General features: G+C 69.0%; 20 protein-coding genes. 15 read left to right on the forward strand and 5 right to left on the reverse strand.

Translation table 11 applies throughout. From position 1 onward, the window contains the following. Position 1 precedes the first annotated feature (1 nt). The 7 genes from GT347_RS18375 (at position 2) to GT347_RS18405 (ending at position 6,225) form a co-directional block, all read left to right on the forward strand. Positions 2-1,006, forward strand: a complete 1,005-nt coding sequence (locus GT347_RS18375; RefSeq protein ID WP_160553583.1) for a response regulator transcription factor — start codon at positions 2-4, stop codon at positions 1,004-1,006. A 113-nt stretch (positions 1,007-1,119) separates the two neighbouring features. Further along, on the forward strand, positions 1,120-1,860 hold the full coding sequence (locus GT347_RS18380) for a hypothetical protein (protein ID WP_160553584.1): 741 nt from the start codon (positions 1,120-1,122) through the stop codon (positions 1,858-1,860). A 211-nt stretch (positions 1,861-2,071) separates the two neighbouring features. Beyond that, positions 2,072-2,701: a hypothetical protein gene (locus tag GT347_RS18385; RefSeq protein ID WP_160553585.1), complete on the forward strand. Its 630-nt coding sequence runs from the start codon at positions 2,072-2,074 to the stop codon at positions 2,699-2,701. Continuing rightward, a complete protein-coding gene (locus GT347_RS18390; RefSeq protein ID WP_160553586.1) occupies positions 2,695-3,090 on the forward strand; it encodes a hypothetical protein in 396 nt (131 codons plus the stop codon). The genes GT347_RS18385 and GT347_RS18390 overlap by 7 nt, the downstream gene beginning before the upstream one ends. Positions 3,091-3,286: 196 nt before the next feature. Continuing rightward, the gene (locus GT347_RS18395; protein ID WP_160553587.1) at positions 3,287-4,117 is read left to right on the forward strand and encodes a hypothetical protein; all 831 of its coding nucleotides are present in this window, start codon (positions 3,287-3,289) and stop codon (positions 4,115-4,117) included. Positions 4,118-4,215: 98 nt separating this feature from the next. Continuing rightward, positions 4,216-5,040, forward strand: a complete 825-nt coding sequence (locus GT347_RS18400; protein ID WP_160553588.1) for a hypothetical protein — start codon at positions 4,216-4,218, stop codon at positions 5,038-5,040. Between the two features lie 159 nt (positions 5,041-5,199). Next, a complete protein-coding gene (locus GT347_RS18405) occupies positions 5,200-6,225 on the forward strand; it encodes a hypothetical protein (RefSeq protein WP_160553589.1) in 1,026 nt (341 codons plus the stop codon). A gap of 9 nt (positions 6,226-6,234) precedes the next feature. Here the strand turns inward: GT347_RS18405 and GT347_RS18410 are convergent, their stop codons facing one another. Then, on the reverse strand, positions 6,235-6,426 hold the full coding sequence (locus GT347_RS18410; RefSeq protein WP_160553590.1) for a hypothetical protein: 192 nt from the start codon (positions 6,424-6,426) through the stop codon (positions 6,235-6,237). Positions 6,427-6,696: 270 nt separating this feature from the next. Between GT347_RS18410 and GT347_RS18415 the strand changes: the two genes are divergently transcribed. The 6 genes from GT347_RS18415 (at position 6,697) to urtE (ending at position 14,295) form a co-directional block, all read left to right on the forward strand. After that, positions 6,697-7,788: a hypothetical protein gene (locus GT347_RS18415; protein ID WP_229722369.1), complete on the forward strand. Its 1,092-nt coding sequence runs from the start codon at positions 6,697-6,699 to the stop codon at positions 7,786-7,788. A 154-nt stretch (positions 7,789-7,942) separates the two neighbouring features. Continuing rightward, positions 7,943-9,199, forward strand: coding sequence for an urea ABC transporter substrate-binding protein (gene urtA, locus GT347_RS18420; protein WP_160553592.1), 1,257 nt, complete (start codon positions 7,943-7,945; stop codon positions 9,197-9,199). 82 nt (positions 9,200-9,281) lie between these two features. Next, complete coding sequence (urtB, locus tag GT347_RS18425) at positions 9,282-10,862, forward strand: urea ABC transporter permease subunit UrtB (protein WP_160553593.1); 1,581 nt, start codon at positions 9,282-9,284, stop codon at positions 10,860-10,862. Positions 10,863-10,869: 7 nt separating this feature from the next. Beyond that, on the forward strand, positions 10,870-12,063 hold the full coding sequence (urtC, locus tag GT347_RS18430; RefSeq protein WP_160553594.1) for an urea ABC transporter permease subunit UrtC: 1,194 nt from the start codon (positions 10,870-10,872) through the stop codon (positions 12,061-12,063). Then, positions 12,060-12,899, forward strand: coding sequence for an urea ABC transporter ATP-binding protein UrtD (gene urtD, locus GT347_RS18435; RefSeq protein WP_160553595.1), 840 nt, complete (start codon positions 12,060-12,062; stop codon positions 12,897-12,899). Before urtC ends, urtD begins: the two co-directional genes overlap by 4 nt. A gap of 691 nt (positions 12,900-13,590) precedes the next feature. Then, positions 13,591-14,295: an urea ABC transporter ATP-binding subunit UrtE gene (gene urtE / locus GT347_RS18440; RefSeq protein WP_160553596.1), complete on the forward strand. Its 705-nt coding sequence runs from the start codon at positions 13,591-13,593 to the stop codon at positions 14,293-14,295. A 6-nt stretch (positions 14,296-14,301) separates the two neighbouring features. On the opposite strand, the gene GT347_RS18445 is transcribed toward urtE, so the two are convergent. Then, on the reverse strand, positions 14,302-15,513 hold the full coding sequence (locus GT347_RS18445; RefSeq protein WP_160553597.1) for a hypothetical protein: 1,212 nt from the start codon (positions 15,511-15,513) through the stop codon (positions 14,302-14,304). A 279-nt stretch (positions 15,514-15,792) separates the two neighbouring features. On the opposite strand from GT347_RS18445, the gene GT347_RS18450 reads away from it, so the two are divergent. Together GT347_RS18450 and GT347_RS18455 are read left to right on the forward strand one after the other, a co-directional pair. Then, positions 15,793-16,875: an MFS transporter gene (locus tag GT347_RS18450; protein WP_160555425.1), complete on the forward strand. Its 1,083-nt coding sequence runs from the start codon at positions 15,793-15,795 to the stop codon at positions 16,873-16,875. 76 nt (positions 16,876-16,951) lie between these two features. After that, positions 16,952-17,794, forward strand: coding sequence for an HDOD domain-containing protein (locus GT347_RS18455; RefSeq protein WP_160553598.1), 843 nt, complete (start codon positions 16,952-16,954; stop codon positions 17,792-17,794). Between the two features lie 21 nt (positions 17,795-17,815). Here GT347_RS18455 and GT347_RS18460 read toward each other — a convergent pair whose 3' ends face one another. From GT347_RS18460 to GT347_RS18470, 3 genes are all read right to left on the reverse strand, one after another. Beyond that, positions 17,816-18,331 (reverse strand): hypothetical protein, encoded by a 516-nt coding sequence (locus GT347_RS18460; RefSeq protein ID WP_229722370.1) that lies wholly within the window; start codon positions 18,329-18,331, stop codon positions 17,816-17,818. A gap of 190 nt (positions 18,332-18,521) precedes the next feature. Further along, complete coding sequence (locus tag GT347_RS18465; RefSeq protein WP_160553599.1) at positions 18,522-20,129, reverse strand: glucan biosynthesis protein; 1,608 nt, start codon at positions 20,127-20,129, stop codon at positions 18,522-18,524. Positions 20,130-20,530: 401 nt separating this feature from the next. Then, positions 20,531-20,701 (reverse strand): hypothetical protein, encoded by a 171-nt coding sequence (locus tag GT347_RS18470; protein ID WP_160553600.1) that lies wholly within the window; start codon positions 20,699-20,701, stop codon positions 20,531-20,533. Positions 20,702-20,704 lie beyond the last annotated feature (3 nt).

Consider the following 20,704-nt stretch of genomic DNA (forward strand, 5'->3'; position numbering starts at 1 on the left):
CATGGACTCCCCCCTGACCGCTCCCGCCCTGCAGTCCCTGGACCGCGCCAACAGCGACCTGGTGCTGATCGTCGACGACGTGCCCGACAACCTGGCCCTGCTGCACGACGCGCTGGACGAATCCGGCTACACGGTGCTGGTGGCCACCTCCGGCGAATCGGCCCTGGCGCGGGCGGCGCAGGCGCGGCCGGACATCGTGCTGCTCGACGCCATGATGCCCGGCATGGACGGCTTCGAGGTGGCGCGCCGGCTCAAGGCCGACCCGGCCACGGCGCACATCCCCATCGTCTTCATGACCGGGCTGACCGAGACCGAGCACCTGGTGGCCGCGCTGGGCGCCGGCGCCACCGACTACGTCACCAAGCCGATCAAGCCCAAGGAAGTGCTGGCGCGCATGAACGTGCACCTGCAGGGCGCCCGCCAGGCCCGGCAGGCCGCCAGCCAGGCCGGCCAGGCGCGCAATGCGCTCGATGCCTTCGGCTACGCCAGCATCACCGTGCGGGCGGGCGACGGCCGGCTGATGTGGCAGACGCCGCTGGCGCGCGAGCTGCTGGAGCGCTGGTTCGGCACCGCCGCGCCGGTCACGCCGCCTGCCGTGCTCGACTGGCTGCGCCGCCATGTGAAGGACGGCCCGCCGGCGGCCGAACCGCCGCGCCTGTCCTTCGAGCAGGGCGCCGCGCGGCTGTCCATCCGCCTGCACCGCCAGACCGGCGACAGCGAGGACGGCGGCGACTGGCTGCTGGTGATGCGCGAGGCCAGCGACGCGGCGGTGATCGAGGCCATGCGCCTGTCCTTCACCCTCACCGCGCGCGAGGCCGAGGTGCTGTACTGGGTGGTCAAGGGCAAGATCAACCGCGACATCGGCGACATCCTCGGCTCCAGCCCGGCCACGGTGAAGAAGCACCTGGAGCGCATCCTCGCCAAGATGGGCGTGGAGACCCGCACGGCGGCCGCCGGCATGGCGATGAACCGCATCCGGCAGCTGCATCCGCAGTTCGAGGCCTGAGGCGGCAGAGGCCGCGCACCTTCGCGGGATGCGGAGAGCGTTCGTGATGCGCGCAGGCGCCGGGCGGGAGGCTGCGCAGAGTGATGCCTCCTTCACTTCCCGGATGCGTTGCCATGCAACAGTTTTTCTCCAACCTGGCCTGGCCGGTGCAATGTCCTCCCACCTACGCCCATCAGGCTTTGGGCCTGTGCACGGCCAGACCGATGGAGCCCGATGCCGACAGCGGCATCATCGAACGCACCGAGGAATCTCCCCATTGGAAGCATCCGGAGATGGTGCTCAGTCCGGATCTGCAGGGGCTGCTCTGCATGACGGCCACGGAGAACGGCACTGTTTCGCAGAGCGACGTCGAATTCCTGAGCCGGATGAAGCACGGCGGCGTGGACGAGGCTGTCCAGATGTTTCGACCATGCTTGCGCAAGCATCGCGATGACCGGGGCGCATCAACGTACACGGGACCCTACTGGTATCTGGGCAACGAGTGGGACAAAGAATATTTCGGCACATTGACGCACATCAGGGTCTCGAACCTCCTGGAAGAAGCGCTTCGTGCGCTCGATGAGCAGATGGGAAGGGCCGTGTCGCAGCTGGAGACCCCCCAGATGGCGCAAACGCTGGCCAGGCATGGGCTGCTACCTGAGCACGTGAGACGGGAATTGCAGCGCATCGACGAAGCGGAGCGCAAGGAGATGATCGAGCAGGTCGCGAGCGGAACCCCTGACCGGCTGAGGATTCCCACCACCGAAACCTTGCTCGATATGGCGCTGAAGGCGGCCAGACAGCCCCCGCAACTTGCGCCGAAACCCGCAATCGGCACCCGCATCCTGGACTGGCTCAAGTGGCCGTGGCGATGAATCCCATGCGACAGCTGCATCCGTAGTTCGAGGCCTGAGGAAGGGGAGGCCGCGCCGATTTCGTGGGCGCAGGCATGTCTGCAGATCCCGAAGTCGCCGATTGACAGGACCGGGCTTCGTGCGGAGGGACAGCGACTTCGCGAACGCTTTCCTCGCGGATGGAACGGGCCGCGATGGTCGCACTTTCATCCCGGGACGAAAGGACCAGGCCGTGATTCCGACCTCTGCCGCGAATGTTCTCGCCACCAACACCACCTCGCTGCTGCAACAGGGTCTGGCCCTGATGGGCCTGCCTTATCGGCCGCTCGATCCGCCGGCGACGGAGACCATCGCCGGACGGGAACTGCCCGATCCGGAACTGAACCACGAGTTGTGCAAGCTGCTGAGGCTGAATGCGGACGGCCGGGCCCGGCACAGGTCCCGGCGCGGCGAGGGGGAGGGGGCGCCCGCGTTCGTGGAACCTGGCGTGGAGGCGCTGCCGCCGCTCGACGTGCCTCCCGAGGGGGCCGCCCCGGACACCACCCCCGTGCCCTGGCCTTCGGACGACAGCACCCTGGGACCGCTTTTCCTGCCTCTGCTCCCGGAAGTCGCGACGACGACCACCACCACCGCCGCAACCACGACCACGACCACGACCACGACCACGACCACGACCACGGCCGGACCACCCCCCTATATCCTGACCCTGCCCGCATCGCCAACGCGGAGCAGGCACGCGCCGTCCTGCGCCACTTCGAGCGAAATTTCCGGCACAAGCTGCCGCAGGCCGCGGGCCCCGGCAGGCTGCTGCTGCAGCTGGGCCGGGGCTCGGTGCGCTTCGCCACGGTCGCGGACATGGTGACGACCTTCCCCTGTGCGCAGACGGTGACGGCGCACCGGCCCCGCCGCTTCTTCGGCAGGCGGCTGCCGCCTTGGGCGCAGCACTTCTACAGCGCCGAATACCCGCGCCTGCCCAAGGGCCAGGGCCGTGCGGTGCGGGAGGGGCTGGTGGACGGCCAGGTGGCCATCACCGCGACCAGATTCCGCAACGAAGTGAGCTTCTCGCCCGATGAGCTGCGCTGGGTGCCCACCGGCGTCTATACCGACCCGGACATCGAGCGGGAAAAACTCCACATGTGGGGCCGCATCCTGAACTGGGCCTATGCGGTGGCGACGCAAGACCCGGACGATCATCACTGGGTCACCATCGTCAAGCGTAGCCGCGGCCTCGGGGCCGGCGGCCTTGAATGAGGTCTTTCGCCACGTGCGACGGCGCTTCGGCCCGGCCCTTGCGGGCGGTCGGCTGGCGAAGAGACTGCAGGCTTCGTGACCGACCGCAGCCGTTCGCCAGGATGCCTTCCACCCCCGTCACCGTTGCCGTCCCGCCCTGCCGGTGCTGCTGGTCTGCAAGGCCGGCATCCCGGTCGGTGAAGAGGCCCGGCGCATCATGATTCCCCAGTCCCCGAACAGGCCCGGCGTGCTGCTGCCGCTTCTGGAGCAGCTTGGCCGCCAGCTGCTGCACCGGCGGCAGCCGACGCTCAGCGGACCAGCCCGGACGCTGGAGATCGGCGCCGACCTGCGTGCCATCCTCGAGCTGGACGAGGAAGGCGCACCGACGAAAGGGCAAGGCGAGGATTCCCACCACGAGCCAGCAGAAGCCCGCGGCACGCCGTCGATCCGGGCCCCGCGCGCCCGGCGCGAGGCGGCCTTCAACGGCAAGCTGCCGCCCCCGCCGGTGCTCCGGCTGCCCGAGGCCCGCAACCACACCCAGGCCCTGGCGCTGCTGTGGGACTTCGAAACCCATATGAAGGATCGCCTGCGGCAGATGCACGGCACCTGGGAGGAGGTGGCGGAGCTGAGCGGCGGCCGTATCGAATTCGGCAGCGCCGAAGACCTGGCCATGACCTTTCCCTGCGCGCTGAAGGTCCATGCCCACCGGCTCGGAGACCGCCATTCGCGGCCCTGGCTGCAGGACCTGGCCCGATTCACCGCGCAATATCCGCGCGCGCCGGCCCGGCACGATTCGCCGCCCACCCACGGACAGTACGCTCAGGTGCCCTTGCTGGGCGGCAAGGTGGCCATCGTCTCCCGCGCCAACCACGAGGTCTTGCTGAGCCTGGACCGTATCCAGTGGATCCCGACCGGGCTCTACACCGACGATGTCATCGAGCACGCCAAGCTGTTCATGTGGATGCGCATCTGCCGCGAAGCCGGCCGGCTCGCCTCGCGCCTGGAGCAGCAGGACGACCGTTACGTCACCCATGTGCTGCGGGGCTGAGGGCGGTGCGCGCAGCCGTCGCGGACTTCGCATGGCATGACACCGGGCGGCGGGTCGGCTTGCAAAGTCCCGATCTTTGCAAAGAAGGAGCGATACCGATGGCGCTTTTGCCTCCAGCCGTCCAGGGCCTGCTGGCCTCCATGAACCTGCCGGGCCTGACCGGCGCATTACTGCCCTCGACGGATGGCACGCTGGCGGCCGCCAGCATCAGCACGGCCGAGGATGCCGGCGACCGACTCGCGCAGCTGAACCAACTGGGCGCCAGGCAGACCCGGCCCGGGGGCTGGAGCAGCTACCGCCTGGCCCGGGATGCCGACGCCGTCGCCGATGTCCTGCCGCCCCTGCCGCCCACCGATCCCGCAAGCCTGCGTGCGGCCGGCACCGAAGGCCTGCTGCGGCAGTACATGGAGCTCTGGTACAGCGGCCCCTTCCAGCGCCATTCGCAGCGCGACGCACTGCTGGGGCGCTGGACCGCGCAGGTGCTGGCCACCCTGCGCGGCAGCCTGGCGGACCGGCAGTCCGCCGACCTGCTGCAGCGCGCCTTCGTGAGCACCAAGGATGCCTCCGAATTGCTCACCAAGCGCCTGCATGCCCAGTTCGCCGTCCTGGAGCAGCCAGCGTTTCGGGCGGGGCTGGCCGACATCGGTGTGCTGCCCGGGCAGGTGCATGCCCACCTGAACCGGCTGGCCAACCAGATCGTGGAAGGCTTCGAGCAGCTGGCGCTGCAGGGCGAGATCCTCTATCCGCTGGTGGCGCCTGGCAGTGCCCTGATGCAGCAGGCGGTGAACGCGGCTTATCAGGAGGCGCTGGCGGCGGCGGCCGAACCGGCGCTGCCATCCAGCAGCAGCACCACCACCTCCTCCTCCTCGACGGCTGCGAAGGCCCCGACGCCGAACCCTTACCGCTACGCCTGGTTCACCTGAACGCCGCGAGCCGGCTTCGCATCGCCGACGGCCCCTCAGGGCTTACCCGCCTTGCGTTCGGCGGCGGCGGCGCGGGTTCGCGAGGCCCGCGCGGCGCGGCATCGCCGGCGCGCACCGTGGTGGCCTGTCCACTCGCGCCGCTGCGTGAAAAGGTGCCGTATGCAATCCTTTGTCTTCAAGCTGGCCGGTGCGGCGGCCTCGGCGCCCGCAGCGCTGGGGCTGCTGCTGCATGCCGGTCCCATGGCGGCAGAAGACGGCGGCATCGGCCGGCCGCCGATGCTGCTCAGTCCACAGATGCTGGCGATGTTGGGCATCACAACCGAAGAGGCGGTGGCGTCAAACCATGCAGCGCGCATCCAGCGCAGCACAAACGAAACCAGCCTGGAAGATGCCTACGACCTGCTGGAACGCCGGATGGCGCGGGTGCGCCTGCAATCGATGGACGAAAGCATGCGCCCGTGGCTGAACGAGCAGGGGCTGAACTACGGCGACGTGGAGCTGCAGCTGCGTGACCAGGAGAAGGCCTTGCGGCGCATGCTGCGCGGCGAGCATGCCCGTGGCCGCCTGGCGCTGTCCCAGGTGCCGCTGGTGCGCAGCATGTTCGCCACGGCGATAGCGGATGCCCTCAAGGCCCGGCCGCCCGCGCCGACCACCCCACTGGCCACGCCCGCGCCGACGGCGGTGCCGGCCACCGCCCGGGTACAGCCGCCGGACTCGGCCCGGCGGACTTCGGCGCTGCGCCTGCTGTCATCCTTCGCGGCCTCGGCCCATGTGCAGCTGAGCCAGATCCAGGACCGCAGCCCGCAGGGCCTGTGGGAGGTGGTGACCGGCATCATCCGCTTCGCCTCGGCGCAGCAGATGCTGGCCACCTTTCCCTGCGCCGTCTCGGTGAGCGGCGGCGCCGATGGTGTTCCCTTCAACGCCGGCTATCCGCGCTCGGCGGCACCGCGCAGCTCGGTGGTGGCGGGGCTGGTGCAGAACCGCCATGCGGTGGTGGCCTGGTCGCCGGACCGGCGCTCGGCGCGCATCTCACTCAACGGCTTCGACTGGGCCGAGGGGCTGACCACCTATACCGATGCGGAGGTCGAAGCCGCCAAGCTGCGCATGTGGGCTTCGATCCTCCAGCAGGCCTATTACCTCTACGGCATAGCCGTCCTGGGCCGGCGCAACCTGCCGGACGGCTGAGGCCGGCGATCAGCGTCCGCGGGTGGGCGCCTGGCGTTCGCGGTTCTGGTTGTGGCCGCCGAGGTGGTCGTCCCGGTCGCCGCGGCTCTCGGGCGTGCGGCGGGCTTCGTTGCGCTGGGTGGCGTCCTTGGCGACCGGCAGGCCGACGGTGCGGGTGGTTTCGGGCTTGTCCCGGTTGCTGCCCTGGGTGGCGCGTTTCATGGCATCTCCTTGAAGTTGTGATGAGGCTGCTCATGGTGCGCGTGCCTGCCGGCGCCGGTGTCGGAGAACACCGATCTGGCCGTAGTCCGGCATGAAGGCGGCGGTTCGGCGGGCTCGCCAACGGTTCGCGCCCGGCGTGCTCGTCGGGACGGGCCAGCGTGACCCTCGTGGTTTCATTCATGGAGAAACCGTATGCAGCCATTCCTGAGCCCCCTCGGCCTGATGAGAGCCGTCTCCCACCTGCTGCCGGGCCAATTCCTTTCGCCGCTCATGTTCCCCCAGGCCGAAGACCCGCCGGGCCCCTCTACCGACGACGACGGAAAAACGACCATGCCGGTCTCGAAGGATGTCGCGGGTCTGCTGGACCTGGCGGCATCCGGCTCGACCCGTGAAGACTTCATCGAGTCGCGCGCCAACGCCGCCCGTGCGCTCGCCGAAGCCGGGCGCAAGCCCTTGAACGACGTGCTGGATCTCTACGGCAAGCTGCTGCTGGACAAGCTCGACGACCTCGGCGGACTGGAGCGGCAGGCGCTGCGGCGGTATTTCAAGGATCTGCTGGACCGGCTGCGCGAGGAGGGTGCGCCCCCGGCGCGCATCGAGCAGTTGGTCCGCTCCTTCGCCAGCATGGAGACGGCCGCCGATGAATTTGCGCGCCGCATGGAGGCGCTGCGTGCGCTCTTGCTGGGCCGGGAGCCGGCACCGGAGACCGCGGTCGCCCGGCCGTCGGTGATATTCCAGCCCTGGCGGCCTGGCGATGTCGCAGGGCCGGCCCTGCCCACGGAGGTGGACACCACGCCGGCTCCGACACGGCCGGCGACGCGGGTGCCCGGGCAGGTGATCACGCCGACGGATCTGGCAAGGCCCGCACCGGCCGGCCCGGGGTCGCCCGTGGGGCGGGCCCCTGGGGTGATCGCCGCGCAGCAGGCCCAGGCGCTGGAGGCGCTGCGCGTCTTCGAGCAGCAGGCCGAGCGCCGCCTGCCGCAGCTGGGGGACGACGCCCAGGCCCTGAATCGTTTCCTGATGGGCCAGGTGGAGTTCGCCGATCTGCACAGCCTGGCGATCGCCTGTCCGGTGGGCGTCAGCTTCGCGCGCAGGCTGCTGCCCGGCGGCGGGCCGGAGCGTCATGCCGTGCTGTATCCGCAAGGCCCGGACGGCTTCCATTTCCTGGCGGAAGCGAGGGTGCGCGGACAGATCTTCATGGTGCGCGAGCATCCGCGCCTGGACGTGGTCCAGGTGAGCAGCGACCGCGGCGAGCACTGGATCACGACCAATGTGCACACCAGCCAGGCGGTGGAGGCCGCGAAGGTGGCGATGTGGATGCGCCTGCGGCAGCGCGCGCGGGCGCTGCGCGACGGGGCTTGACGCCGCTCCAGCGGGCTGCCGCATACGCCACCCGGCGTATTGGCGCGAGGGGGGCTGCTGCCTAGCATCCAACCCGTCAGCTGCACTGCCCCGAGGAGGACCCCCGGCCTCCCGGGCAGGCAGCGCGGCACCCCAATTTTTACTGGAGAGAGTCATGCAACGTCGCTTCACCCTCAAGGCGCTCAGCGCCGCGCTTGTCATCGCCGGCGCCACGCCTGCCTTCGCCGCCGACACCATCAAGGTCGGCATCCTGCACAGCCTGTCGGGCACCATGGCCATCTCCGAGACCGCGTTGAAGGACGTGGCGCTGATGACCATCGCCGAGATCAACGCCAAGGGCGGCGTGATGGGCAAGCAGCTCGAAGCCGTGGTGGTCGACCCGGCCTCCAACTGGCCGCTCTTCGCCGAGAAGACCAAGCAGCTGCTGGGCCAGGACAAGGTCGCCGTGATGTTCGGCTGCTGGACCTCGGTGTCGCGCAAGTCGGTGCTGCCGGTGGTCGAGGAAATGAACGGCCTGCTGTTCTACCCGGTGCAGTACGAAGGCGAAGAGCTGTCGAAGAACGTGTTCTACACCGGCGCCGCGCCCAACCAGCAGGCCATCCCCGCGGTGGACTACCTGATGAGCAAGGACGGCGGCTCGGCCAAGCGCTTCGTGCTGCTGGGCACCGACTATGTCTATCCCCGCACCACCAATAAGATCCTGCGCGCCTACCTCAAGAGCAAGGGCGTGAAGGACTCGGACATCGACGAGAAGTACACCCCCTTCGGCCACAGCGACTACCAGACCATCGTCGCCGACATCAAGAAGTTCAGCCAGGGCGGCAAGACGGCGGTGGTCTCCACCATCAACGGCGACTCCAACGTGCCCTTCTACAAGGAACTGGGCAATGCCGGCCTGAAGGCCAAGGACGTGCCGGTCGTCGCCTTCTCGGTGGGCGAGGAAGAACTGCGCGGCGTGGACACCAAGCCCCTGGTCGGCCACCTGGCTGCCTGGAACTACTTCATGTCCATCAAGAACCCGACCAACGCGGCCTTCATCAAGCAGTGGAGCGACTACGCCAAGAAGATGAAGATCCCGGGCCAGATGGACAAGCCGCTGACCAACGATCCGATGGAAGCCACCTACGTCGGCATGCACATGTGGGCGCAGGCGGTGGAGAAGGCCAAGTCCACCGACACCGACAAGGTCATCGCCGCCATGGCCGGCCAGACCTTCAAGGCACCGGACGGCTTCACCATCAAGATGGACGAGAAGAACCACCACCTGCACAAGCCGGTGTTCGTGGGAGAGATCAAGGCCGACGGCCAGTTCAACGTGGTCTGGAAGACCCCGGGCCCCATCAAGGCCAAGCCATGGAGCCCTTACATCGAAGGCAACGACAAGAAGAAGGACGAGCCCGAAAAGATGTAAGAAGGCCTAGCGCCTGAGAGCGGGGCTCCCTTTCCTTCGGGAGGGAGCCCTTTTTACTTTCACCCAGCCAGGCTCCATCACGATGTTCCGGTTCCTCCTTCCGCTGGCGACTGCCGCGCTGCTGCTGTTCGGCCAAGCCGCGCACGCCCTGACCGCCGATGCCGCGCGCGCCATGGCCAGCGGCGATACCGACGAGCGCATCGCCGCCCTCGCCAAGGCCACGGCCACGCCCGATGCCGCCACCGCCGCCTTCGTCCAGGCCATGTCCGACGACGCGGTGAAGATCACGCCGCAACACGTCATCGTGATGAAGGACGACAAGGGCTTCGATGCCGCCACCGGCGCAGAGGTGCCGGTGCCGGAGGACGCCGAGGACATCGTCAACAACAACCGCATGCGCGGCGCCTTCGAGGGCACGCTGGCGTCCCTGAAGCTGCTGTCGCGGGACAAGGCCGAACGCGCCGCGGCCATCGCCGCCCTGCGCGAGGAGAGCGACGAATCCCGCCTGCCGGTCATCGACCAGGCCCTGGTCGCCGAGACCGACGCGGGCCTGAAGACCCAGCTGCAATCCATCCGCGCACGCATCCAGCTGTCGTCCAGCGACGCCACCCAGCGCGCGGCCGCCGCCGCCGAACTCGGCCACAGCGCCAGCCCCGCCACCCGCACCCTGCTGATCGAACAGATGAAGCAGGAGGACAACCCCGCCGCCAAGGCCGCGATGCAGCAGGCGCTGTCGGCGGTGGAAGGCCGGCTGGTCTGGGGCGAACGCCTGGCGGCGCTGTTCTCGGGCATCAGCCTGGGCTCCATCCTGCTGCTGGTGGCGCTGGGCCTGGCGATCACCTACGGCCTGATGGGCGTGATCAACATGGCGCACGGCGAGCTGATGATGATCGGCGCCTACGCCACCTACGTGGTGCAGGGCCTGTTCCAGAAGTACCTGCCCGGCGCCTTCGACTTCTATTTGGTCGCGGCCGTGCCGGTGGCCTTCCTGGCCTCGGCCCTGGTCGGTGCGGCGCTGGAGCGCGGCGTGATCCGTTTCCTCTACGGCCGCCCGCTGGAGACCCTGCTGGCCACCTGGGGCATCAGCCTGATGCTGCAGCAGCTGGTGCGCAGCCTCTTCGGCGCGCAGAACGTGGGCGTGGAGAACCCCGCCTGGATGAGCGGCGGCCTGCAGCTGATGGAGAACCTGCAGCTGCCCTGGAACCGGCTGGTCATCGTCGGCTTCGCCTTCGCGGTGCTGGGCGCCATGGCCTGGCTGATCGGGCGCACGCGGCTCGGCCTGTTCGTGCGCGGCGTGACGCAGAACCGGCCGATCGCCTCCTGCATGGGCGTGAACACCGCCCGCATCGACACCTATGCCTTCGCGCTGGGCTCCGGCATCGCCGGCCTGGCCGGCTGCGCGCTGAGCCAGATCGGCAACGTCGGCCCGGACCTGGGCCAGGGCTACATCGTGGATGCCTTCATGGTGGTGGTGCTGGGCGGCGTCGGCCAGCTGGCCGGCACCGTGTACGCGGCGCTCGGCCTGGGTGTGCTCAACAAGCTGCTCGAAGGCTGGACCGGCGCGGTGCTGGCCAAGATCGCCGTGCTGGTCTTCATCATCGTCTTCATCCAGAAGCGGCCGCAGGGCATCTTCGCGATGAAGGGCCGTTCGGCGGAGGCATGAGAAACCCATGAACCATTCGATTCTTCCGCAACGCGCGCCGCTGCTGTCCACCCCGGGCTGGAGCGCCTTCTTCGCCGCCCTGCTGGTGGTCTGCGCCCTGGTGCCGGTGCTGCACCTGGCGACGCCGGCCGACAGCGTGTTCCATATGTCCGAATACATGGTGGCCCTGGTCGGCAAGATCATGTGCTACGCCATCGTGGCCCTGGCCATGGACCTGATCTGGGGCTACACCGGCATCCTGTCGCTGGGCCACGGCCTGTACTTCGCCCTCGGCGGCTATGCCATGGGCATGTACCTCATGCGCCAGATCGGCCGCGACGGCAACTACAAGAGCGACCTGCCGGACTTCATGGTGTTCCTGGACTGGAAGACGCTGCCCTGGCACTGGAGCCTGTCCGACAGCTTCGTCGCCACGCTGTTCCTGATCGTGCTGGTGCCCGGCTTGGTGGCCTTCGTCTTCGGTTATTTCGCCTTCCGCTCGCGCATCAAGGGCGTGTATTTCTCCATCATCACCCAGGCCATGACCTTCGCGGCCATGCTGCTCTTCTTCCGCAACGAGACAGGCTTCGGCGGCAACAACGGTTTCACCGACTTCAAGCGCATCCTGGGCCTGCCGATCGCCACGCAGGGCATGCGCATGACGCTCTTCGTGATGACCGGCTGCACGCTGCTGCTGTTCTTTTTGCTCTCGCGCTGGCTGGTGGCCAGCAAGTTCGGCCGGGTGCTGCAGGCGATCCGCGATGCCGAGACGCGCGTGATGTTCTCGGGCTACAAGCCGCTGCCCTACAAGCTGACGATCTGGGTGATCTCGGCCGTGATGTGCGGCGTGGCCGGGGCGCTGTACGTGCCGCAGGTGGGCATCATCAACCCGAGCGAGATGAGCACCTCGGCCTCGATCGAGATGGCGATCTGGGCGGCCGTGGGCGGCCGGGCCACGCTGGTGGGGCCGATCATCGGGGCCTTCGTGGTCAACGGCGCCAAGAGCTGGCTGACGGTGGTGGCGCCGGAGTACTGGCTGTATTTCCTCGGTGCCCTGTTCATCGTGGTGACGCTGTTCATGCCCGATGGCATCGTGGGGCTGTGCAAGCGGCTGCTGGGGCGTTCGGCGAAGACGGCTTCGGCCGTTCAGCAGAGCGCTGCACGTGAGGAAGGGCAGCTGCCCGATGCGCCGGTGGCGCCTGCGACGGGAGGTGCGGCATGACACCCGAACTGATGGAAGAGGGGCGGCGCATCGCTTCGCATGCGAGCGGGCGGGAGCCGGGGTCGCGGCTGGTGGAGCCGGGGCGGGTGGATACGGCGCATGGGCGCATCCTGTACCTGGAAGACGTCAGCGTGAGCTTCGACGGGTTCAAGGCGATCAACGGCTTGTCGCTGGACATCGCGCCCGGGGAGCTGCGTTGCATCATCGGGCCCAACGGGGCCGGCAAGACCACGATGATGGACATCATCACGGGCAAGACGCGGCCGAACAGCGGGACGGTGTTCTTCGGCAGCACCATCGATCTGTTGCGGCATTCGGAGCCCGAGATCGCGCAGCTGGGCATCGGGCGCAAGTTCCAGAAGCCTACGGTCTTCGAGCAGCTCAGCGTGTTCGAGAACCTGGAGCTGGCGCTCAAGACCCACAAGGGCGTGCGGTCCTCGATGTTCTTCCGGCTGGATTCGGAGCAGAAGGATCGGCTGGTGGAGATTCTTCACACCATTCACCTGGCGGGGGCTGCCTCGCGGCGGGCGGGGGATTTGAGCCATGGGCAGAAGCAGTGGCTGGAGATCGGGATGCTGCTGATGCAGGATCCGAAGCTGTTGTTGCTCGATGAGCCTGTGGCGGGGATGACCGACGAGGAGACTGCTCGGACTGCGGAGCTGTTTCTTACCCTCAAGGGCAAGCACTCCTTGATGGTTGTCGAGCACGACATGTCGTTTATTCGGACCATCTCCGACATCGTTACCGTGCTTTGCGATGGGTCTGTGTTGGCTCAGGGGACTCTCGATCAGGTGCAGGCTGATGAGCGGGTGATCGAGGTTTACCTTGGGCGCTAAGGAACTTGGTTCTGTTCTCCTGCGGAGGGCGGAGCTGGGGCTGCGCGCCCCAGACCGCGCTCACTTTCTTTGCTTCGCCAAAGAAAGTAAGCAAAGAAAGGCGACCCGGCTGCGGGAGTCCCCCTCCTGCGGAGGGGGCACGCTGCGGTGCTCGCAAAAGCGGGGTCCACGACAACTCGCTTCGCTCAAACAGGTCGTGGCCCTGATCCGCTTTTGCTGCGCTCCTCGCTCACCCGCAGACGGGACCCGGATACGGGGGCAGCGGCTGCTGCGCAGCGCGACGGGCCTTCGCTGCGCTCGGCCGCTGGCTGATGAATACCCGCCCTTCGCCACGTTCGGTCTTCCAGCCAGGGCCGAGCGCAGCGACGGCCCGTCGCCCTGCGAAGCAGTGGCTGTCCCCGCTCCCCGGGTCCCATCTGCGGGTGAGCGAGGAGCGGAGCAAAGGCGGATCAGGGCCACGACCTGTTTGAGCGAAGCGCAGCGTAGCGAGTTGTCGTGGACCCCGCCTTTGCGAGCACCGCAGCGTGCCCCCCTCGAAGAGGGGGACTCCCGCAGCTGGGTCGCCTTTCTTTGCTTACTTTCTTTGGCGAAGCAAAGAAAGTGAGCGCGGTCTGGGGCGCGCAGCCCCAGCTCCGCCCTCCGCAGGAGAACCGCCCCAGCAAGAAGACGCAAACGATCAAAGGAACCCAGCATGCTGAAAGTACAAAACATCCACCAGTACTACGGCGGCTCCAACATCCTCAGAGACGTCAGCTTCGAAGCCAAACAAGGCGAAGTCACAGTCCTGCTGGGCCGAAACGGCGTAGGCAAGACCACCCTCCTCAAGTCCCTCATGGGCCTGGTCCCCATCCGCTCGGGAACCATCCAGTTCGAAGGCAAGGACATCCAGAAATCGACCCCCTACGAAAGGGCCAGAGCCGGCATAGGCTTCGTCCCCCAGGGCAGGGAGATCTTCGCCCGCCTCACGGTGGAAGAGAACCTGAAGATGGGCCTGGCCTACCGCCCCGCCCGCACCCCCATCCCTGCGCAGCTCTTCGAACTTTTCCCGGTCCTCAAGCAGATGCTGCACAGAAGAGGCGGCGACCTCTCGGGCGGCCAGCAGCAGCAGCTCGCCATCGCCCGCGCCCTGGCAGCAGGCCCCCGCATGCTCATCCTCGACGAGCCGACCGAGGGCATCCAGCCCAGCATCATCAAGGACATCGGAAAAGTCATCAGCCGCCTGGCCCTCGAAGGCATGGACGGCACCCCCATGGCCATCCTGCTGGTCGAGCAGTACTACGACTTCGCCGAGGAACTGGCCGACGCCTACCTGGTCATGGAACGGGGCGAGTTCATCGCCCAAGGCCCGGGCAGCGAGATGCAGTCCCGCGGCGTGCGGCAGATGGTGGCGATCTAGGAGCCTTCAGGCCGTGGCCCTGGCCGGCGCAATCGCGCCTGCCCTCTGCATGCCCCGCCGGCGCAGGCCCTCCTGCGCCATGCGGGTGAAGAACTCGGTGCCGCGCGGGCTGGCCACGATGCGGGTGAAGTCGTTGAAGCGGCCCTGGCGCAGCAGCACACGGATGATGGCGTTGCCCACCGAGCCGGGCAGGTCCCGCTGCTGCGGCCCCTGCCACTGCGGCATCAGCGCGGCGCGGCAATGCAGGTGCAGCCGGTTGTGGGCGGCGTCCAGGCCCAGCGAGGGCGTGAAGATGCGGTCCTCGACGCCGTAGCGCAGCAGCTCGGAGGCGGCCCACGGCGGGCAGGCCAGCAAGGCGGTGAAATACAGGCAGCGGTCGGGCGGCGCGCCCAGGGCGGGCCCCGCCAGGCGGAAGCGCTTGAACAGGCTCAGCGCCAGCCCACGTTCGCCGCAGCGGCGGCAGGCCACCAGCATCGCGCGGTAGAAGGCAGGGTCCGGCGCCACGCGGTGGTCTTGCATGTGCTGCATCCAGCCCATGGCCAGTTCGATGCGGCCGGCCAGGCCGCAGGCTTCGACGACGATGCGGTAGGTCTTGGCATTGGGATGCAGGCCGTTGGCCGGACCGTGCGCCAGCAGAAAGCAGAATAGGCCCTCGGCATCCGCGAGATTGCGGGCCTTGATGCAGGCCTGCATCGCCGCGTGGTGGCATTCCATGGTGGGAAAGAAGCCGTGCAGCAGCATGGCGTTGAAGACCTGCATGGCCGCCGCATCGAGGTGCGCATGCATGCATGCCATCAGCGCGGCTTTGAAGACGAAGCGGTTCGGCGGCACCATCTGGCCGGTCCAGAAGTCGCGGCTGCCCGACAGGGCCATCAGGCAGGACAGGGCGGCCACGCCGTCCCTGCCGCAGTTCAGCATGGCGTTGCCGGTGATGTGCAGCAGCCGGGACCGCTGCATGCGGCCGTGGTTGAAGGCGTTCACCGCGCCGGCATTGGGCGCCGTGCGCGGCGACAGCGGCAGGGCCACCCGCAGGTCGGGCACGTAACGCGGGCCCCACATGTCGAAGCTCGGGGGCTCGGGGCAGGGCTGGATCGCCAGTTGCAGCAGCCAGGGCGGCGCTTCGGGCAGCAGGGGCCAGGGTGCGGCCTGCATCGGGCCGGGCAGGGCTGGCGGCAAGAGCGGGGCGATGGGGCCGTGATGGAAGGATGCTCGGTGCATGCCGGCCAAGGTAAGCGTCGTGCCGCCGGGCCGCGGCGAAAGCTTGCGAATCCGCGCCCCGGGCCACGAAAGCCCATGGCCCGGGCGGAGACGGCGGCCAGCGTATAGAGTTGCGGGTTAACCCTGATCGTGCATGCGCTGCGCATCGGGCTTTGCAGCTTCTCCATCCTTGTCCCATCCGTGAATCCCACTCTGGAACTGAACGCGGCCCAAGGCCGCAAGGCCGCGCTGGCGCTGGCCGTCGGCAGCTTCGGCATCGGCACTGGCGAGTTCGCCATCATGGGCCTGCTGCCCGAGGTGGCGCGCGACATCGGGGTGACGATCCCCCAGGCCGGCCATGTCATCAGCAGCTATGCCATCGGCGTGGTGGTGGGGGCGCCGGTGCTGGCGGTGCTCACCGCCGGCTGGCGCCAGCGCTCGCTGCTGGTGGCGCTGATGCTGTTCTTCGCCTTCGGCAACTTCGCCAGCGCGCTGGCGCCGGGTTATGGCTCGCTGGCCCTGCTGCGGCTGATGGCCGGGCTGCCGCACGGCACTTATTTCGGCGTGGCGGCGCTGGTGGCGGCCAGCCTGGCGCCGCCGGGCAAGCGGGCGCAGGCGGTGGCGCAGGTGATGCTGGGGCTGACGGCGGCCACGGTGGTCGGCGTGCCGCTGGCGGCCTGGCTGGGCCAGGCTTTCGGCTGGCGCGCGGCCTTCGCGCTGGTGGGGGCGATCGGCCTGCTGGCGGCCCTGCTGGCCTGGCGCTGGATTCCCGACCGGCCGCCGGCCCACGGCGCCAGCGCCCTGCGCGAGCTCGGCGCGCTGGCGCGGCCGCAGGTGTGGATCACGCTGGGGGTGGGCGCCATCGGTTTCGGCGGTCTGTTCGCGGTCTTCAGTTATGTCAAGCCGACCATGCTGGCGGTGACGGGTGTCGGCGAGGCGACGATTCCCTGGGCGCTGGCGGTGCTGGGCCTGGGCATGGTGGCGGGCAATCTGGTCGGCGCCCGGCTAGCCGACCGGGCGCTGATGCCCGCCATCGGCGGCATCCTGCTGTGGTCGGCGGTGGTGCTGGGCCTGTTCTGCCTGACGGCGCCGTATGCGCCGCTGGCCTTTGCCAATCTGTTCCTGATCGGCACCTCGGTGGCGCTGGCGCCGGCGCTGCAGGTGCGGCTGATGGATGTGGCCGGCGATGCGCAGGCGCTGGCCGCGGCGCTCAACCATTCGGCCTTCAATTTCGCCAATGCGCTGGGCGCCTGGCTCGGCGGGGTGGCGATCGCCGGCGGGCTGGGCTGGACCTCCACCGGCTGGGTCGGTGCGCTGCTGGCGCTGGGCGGGCTGGGCCTGTTCACGCTCACGGCGCGTTCCGCAAGGCTGGCGCCGGGCTGAGTCGGGACGCCAGGGATGCCGCACGCGCGCGCTTGCTGCTAATGTCCGGGTTCCAATAAAAACTGCCGAGGTCCGTATGAAAGCAGATGCCGCCACCGCGCATACACGATTGGCCCAGTTCTTCGAAGGCGTGCAATTACCGACCCTGCCCGAGGTCGCGCACACGCTGGTGTCCACCCTCAACGACGAGGATGTTCCCTTCGAGAAGGTGCGCCAGGCGATCTCGCGCGATCCCGCCCTGACCGCCAAGCTGATCCGGCTGGCCAACAGCGCGCGATTCGGGCTGCCGCGGCAGGTGGTGTCGCTGGACGACGCGATCACCATGGCGGGCCTGAACCAGGTGCGCACCCTGGCCATGGCGGCCTGCCTGGCCAGTTCCTTCGCCGCGGTGAAGGGGGTGGACAGCAAGGCCTTCTGGCAGGCCAGCAGCGCCACCGCCGGTTATGCGCAGTGGCTGGCGCGTACCCTGGGCACCGATGTGCAGCAATCGTGGCTGGCGGGTTTCATGGTGCGGCTGGGCGAACTCATCATCGCGCAGAAGCTGCCGGACCAGATCTTCGAGATCGAACGCCTGCCGCATCTGGCCGGCGTGCGCTGGGAACGCGAAACCAGCGCGCTCGGCTTCACCGAGGCCCATGTGGCGGCGGAGTTGGCGCGGCGCTGGAATTTTCCGGATTCCATCGTGCTGGCGCTGCGCAGCGCGGCCGATCCGCTGGCGGCCGAGCCCTTCAACCGGCTGGGCGCCATCGTGCATGTGGCGGCCCTGCTGGCCGAGCTGGAGCTGGACGAACACAAGAGCGCCGCCGATGCGATCGCCGCCCTGCCGGCCGAGTTGGTGCAGACGCTGCAGCTGGATCCGGTATGGCTCGTGGAGCACATGCCGGACGTCAAGACCTTCCTGGACGATTCCTTCGTCTAGGAGCCCAGGTTCCTGGGAGCCTCAGTAGCTGCCCTTGGTGGGCACCAGCAGCACCGGGTCGGCGGTCCTGGGTTCGATGCGTGCCCGGCCCGAGGCCGGCAGCACGATGGTTTCCACCTCGCGCACCACACCGCCGCTGGCCACGTTGCCGCTGGCCTCGCCCTCGCCCTGCATGCGGGCCACGCAGGCGGCGCGGTCCTCGGTGCCGGCACCGAAGGCTTCGCAACGCTTGAAGCGGTTGGCGGCGTAGGTGTCCAGCGGCTGGTCCTGCAGCTGGCCGCGGCGCTTGTCGGCCTGGGCATTGCGGGCTTCTTCCAGGCAGGTGGCCTGCGCCTGCTGGGTGCGGCCGGCCATGCAGGAGGCGCGTTCGCTGGCGAAGCTGCCGCTGCCGTCCGCGCCGGTGAAACCGGTGGCGACCTGGGCGCTGGCCGAGGCCATGGCCAGGACGGCGGTTGCGCCGAACAGCGCCACGCCGGCACCCAGGCGCAGGGGGGCGGAAATGCGCGAGCGCGACTGGAGGTTGAAGGGATTGGACATGCGGGGTCTCCTGGCTTTCGGGGGACCACACCGTGCGGTCCATGGTGCTTACCGTAGGCAGGACCGGGCCGCGGCGATGCAGGCGCAAGCGGACCCCTGGTCGGGGTCGCTGTCCCACCCGCGTATAGGACCCGTCCGGCCCGCCTTGTAAGGCGCCTGGCCTGTCAGCGCCCCAGACGCCCCAGGCGCATCAGAGCAATGCGCTGCGCGCCGACAGGCTGGGCGGCGCCCATTCGTAGATCCAGGTCTCGGTCAGCGCCTGGCCGGCCACCCGCAGGAAGAGGCGCAGGGCGATCGGGTCGGTGCGCTCGTCGGGCACCACGTCGAAGATGGCGCGCCAGCCCTGCACCGCGGGCTGCGGCCGGATCGACACCAGCTCGACCTGGCCGCGCGATGCGCTCACCACCGCCTCGACCTGGCTGTCGCCGTCGAGCAGCGGCAGGTTGCCGCCGGCGAAATCGACCGCGAAGCGCCAGGAGAAACGGGTGCGCCGCTTGCCCACCGCGCCGCCCAGGCCGGTGCGGCTGGCCACGCAGCGCGCCAGCGGCGAGCGCACCGGCGGCGTGGCGCCCCAGGACAGGCGGTAGCCGGTGAGCAGCTCCTGGCCGGGCTGCGGGCGCTGGGCGGGGGTCCAGTAGCAGACGATGTTGTCGAAGGTCTCGTCGGGCGTGGGCACCTCCACCAGCTGCACCTGGCCGGGGCCCCAGTCGCCGCGCGGCTCCACCCACAGCGAGGGGCGGCGGTCGTAGAAGGCGCTGTCGTCCTGGTAGTGGTCGAAGTTGCGGTCGCGCTGCAGCAGGCCGAAGCCGCGCGGGTTGTTGTCGGTGTAGGCGTTGATGCGCAGGTTGTTGGGGTTGTTGAGCGGGCGCCAGATCCATTCGCCGGCGCCGGTGCGCATCTGCAGGCCGTCGGAGTCGTGGATCTCGGGGCGCCAGTCGGCCGCCTCGCGCCGGTTGTTCTCGCCCACCAGGAACATGCTGGTGCAGGGCGCGATGCCGATGCGTTCGATCTCGCGGCGCGGGTAGAGGGCGCTGTCGATCTCCATGGCGGTGTTGTCGCCCGGCGTGATGGCGAAGCGGTAGGCGCCGGTGAGGCCGGGCGAGTCGAGCAGGGCATGCACGATCAGCGTCTGCGACTGGGCCGAGGGGCGTTCCAGCCAGAAGGCGGTGAAGTCGGGGAATTCCTCGTCGCGGCCCATGGCCGGGTCCACCGCCAGGCCGCGCGCCGACAGGCCGTACTGGCGCGAGCCGCCGACGGCGCGGAAATAGCTGCCGCCGAGAAAGGCCACCATGTCGTTGCGCGGCGCGGTGGCCACCGAGATGCGCAGGCCGGCGAAGCCCAGGTTGGCGGGCAGCTTGCTCGGGTCCAGGCCGCTCTTGCCGTAGTCGAACAGGGCGGGGCTGTAGGCGATCTCCTGGGCCTTGCCGTCGCGCACTTCGTGGATATGCACCCGGCGCTTGAAGTACAGGCCGACGTGGAAGAGCCGCACCTGAAAACGCAGGCCGTCGGCGGCCCACAGGGCCTGGTCGCCGCGGAACTGGATCTGCTGGTAGGCGTCGTAATCGAGCGCCGCCACGGCCGCCGGCAGCGGCCCCGCGGCGGACTGGCCCGGGCCCACCCAGGGCTGCTGCGCCAGGGCGCGGGCGCGGTCCTTGAGCCAGGCGTAGTCGAAGGCCTTGGGTTCGCCCAGCAGGGCGGGGCCGGTGGGCGGGGTGCCGGCGGCCAGGGCGGCGGCGGGCAGCAGGGCCGGGGCGGCCACGGCGCTGGCGCCGCGGTGCAGGAAACGTCTTCTTTTCATGGGCGCCTAGGTTACAAGCAGCCGCCGCGGGGCTTGTGACAGAAGGCCCGGTGCCGCAGCGTGCGGGTCGGGATCAGGCGGTCTTCGGGCCGCGCGACTGCCATTCGTGCGGGTGACTGCGTTCGCAGCGGTGAGCGCGGAACCATCGCCGGCCTGCCGGATGGTCCGGCGATTCGAGGAAGCAACATGCATGTCCAGCGCGCGCCCGGCACCGGCGCCTGTCCCCATCCTGATCCTGGCCCGGCCACGGCGTCGGCCCTGTCCGGCAAGGGGGGCCTGCCATCGACCGGGGAGCCGGCCGGCCTGCCGGCGCCGACCCGCATGCAGGATCTGTCGGCGGAAATCTGGCTGGCCTGCGGCGACTACCTGGACCTGAAATCCTCGGCCGCCTTCTTTTTCCATCAACCCGCGCTCGAAGGCAGCCTGGACATCGTCGAGCGCTTGCGGGCCATGCAGAAGGTGGTGATCGACAGCTCGGATGTCGAGGTCATCGCGGCGCAAGTGGCCTTGGCGCTGCGCACCGGCGGATGCGGCGTGGTGGTGCGCGATGCGATCCGGCGCGGCTGCTGCATGCT

The organism is Xylophilus rhododendri, from assembly GCF_009906855.1.
In the GTDB taxonomy this organism is placed as follows: domain Bacteria; phylum Pseudomonadota; class Gammaproteobacteria; order Burkholderiales; family Burkholderiaceae_C; genus Xylophilus; species Xylophilus rhododendri.

Coding starts and splice junctions, on each gene's coding strand:
- urtA (WP_160553592.1), top strand. CDS start 7,943: ATGCAACGTCGCTTCACCCTCAAGGCGCTCAGCGCCGCGCTTGTCATC.
- GT347_RS18375 (WP_160553583.1), top strand. CDS start 2: ATGGACTCCCCCCTGACCGCTCCCGCCCTGCAGTCCCTGGACCGCGCC.
- GT347_RS18470 (WP_160553600.1), bottom strand. CDS start 20,701: ATGCAGCAGCCGCGCCGGATCGCATCGCGCACCACCACGCCGCATCCG.
- GT347_RS18410 (WP_160553590.1), bottom strand. CDS start 6,426: ATGAAACGCGCCACCCAGGGCAGCAACCGGGACAAGCCCGAAACCACC.
- GT347_RS18380 (WP_160553584.1), top strand. CDS start 1,120: ATGCAACAGTTTTTCTCCAACCTGGCCTGGCCGGTGCAATGTCCTCCC.
- urtD (WP_160553595.1), top strand. CDS start 12,060: ATGACACCCGAACTGATGGAAGAGGGGCGGCGCATCGCTTCGCATGCG.
- GT347_RS18465 (WP_160553599.1), bottom strand. CDS start 20,129: ATGAAAAGAAGACGTTTCCTGCACCGCGGCGCCAGCGCCGTGGCCGCC.
- GT347_RS18445 (WP_160553597.1), bottom strand. CDS start 15,513: ATGCACCGAGCATCCTTCCATCACGGCCCCATCGCCCCGCTCTTGCCG.
- GT347_RS18400 (WP_160553588.1), top strand. CDS start 4,216: ATGGCGCTTTTGCCTCCAGCCGTCCAGGGCCTGCTGGCCTCCATGAAC.
- urtC (WP_160553594.1), top strand. CDS start 10,870: ATGAACCATTCGATTCTTCCGCAACGCGCGCCGCTGCTGTCCACCCCG.
- GT347_RS18415 (WP_229722369.1), top strand. CDS start 6,697: ATGTTCCCCCAGGCCGAAGACCCGCCGGGCCCCTCTACCGACGACGAC.
- urtE (WP_160553596.1), top strand. CDS start 13,591: ATGCTGAAAGTACAAAACATCCACCAGTACTACGGCGGCTCCAACATC.
- GT347_RS18455 (WP_160553598.1), top strand. CDS start 16,952: ATGAAAGCAGATGCCGCCACCGCGCATACACGATTGGCCCAGTTCTTC.
- urtB (WP_160553593.1), top strand. CDS start 9,282: ATGTTCCGGTTCCTCCTTCCGCTGGCGACTGCCGCGCTGCTGCTGTTC.
- GT347_RS18395 (WP_160553587.1), top strand. CDS start 3,287: ATGATTCCCCAGTCCCCGAACAGGCCCGGCGTGCTGCTGCCGCTTCTG.
- GT347_RS18460 (WP_229722370.1), bottom strand. CDS start 18,331: ATGTCCAATCCCTTCAACCTCCAGTCGCGCTCGCGCATTTCCGCCCCC.
- GT347_RS18390 (WP_160553586.1), top strand. CDS start 2,695: ATGGTGACGACCTTCCCCTGTGCGCAGACGGTGACGGCGCACCGGCCC.
- GT347_RS18450 (WP_160555425.1), top strand. CDS start 15,793: ATGGGCCTGCTGCCCGAGGTGGCGCGCGACATCGGGGTGACGATCCCC.
- GT347_RS18405 (WP_160553589.1), top strand. CDS start 5,200: ATGCAATCCTTTGTCTTCAAGCTGGCCGGTGCGGCGGCCTCGGCGCCC.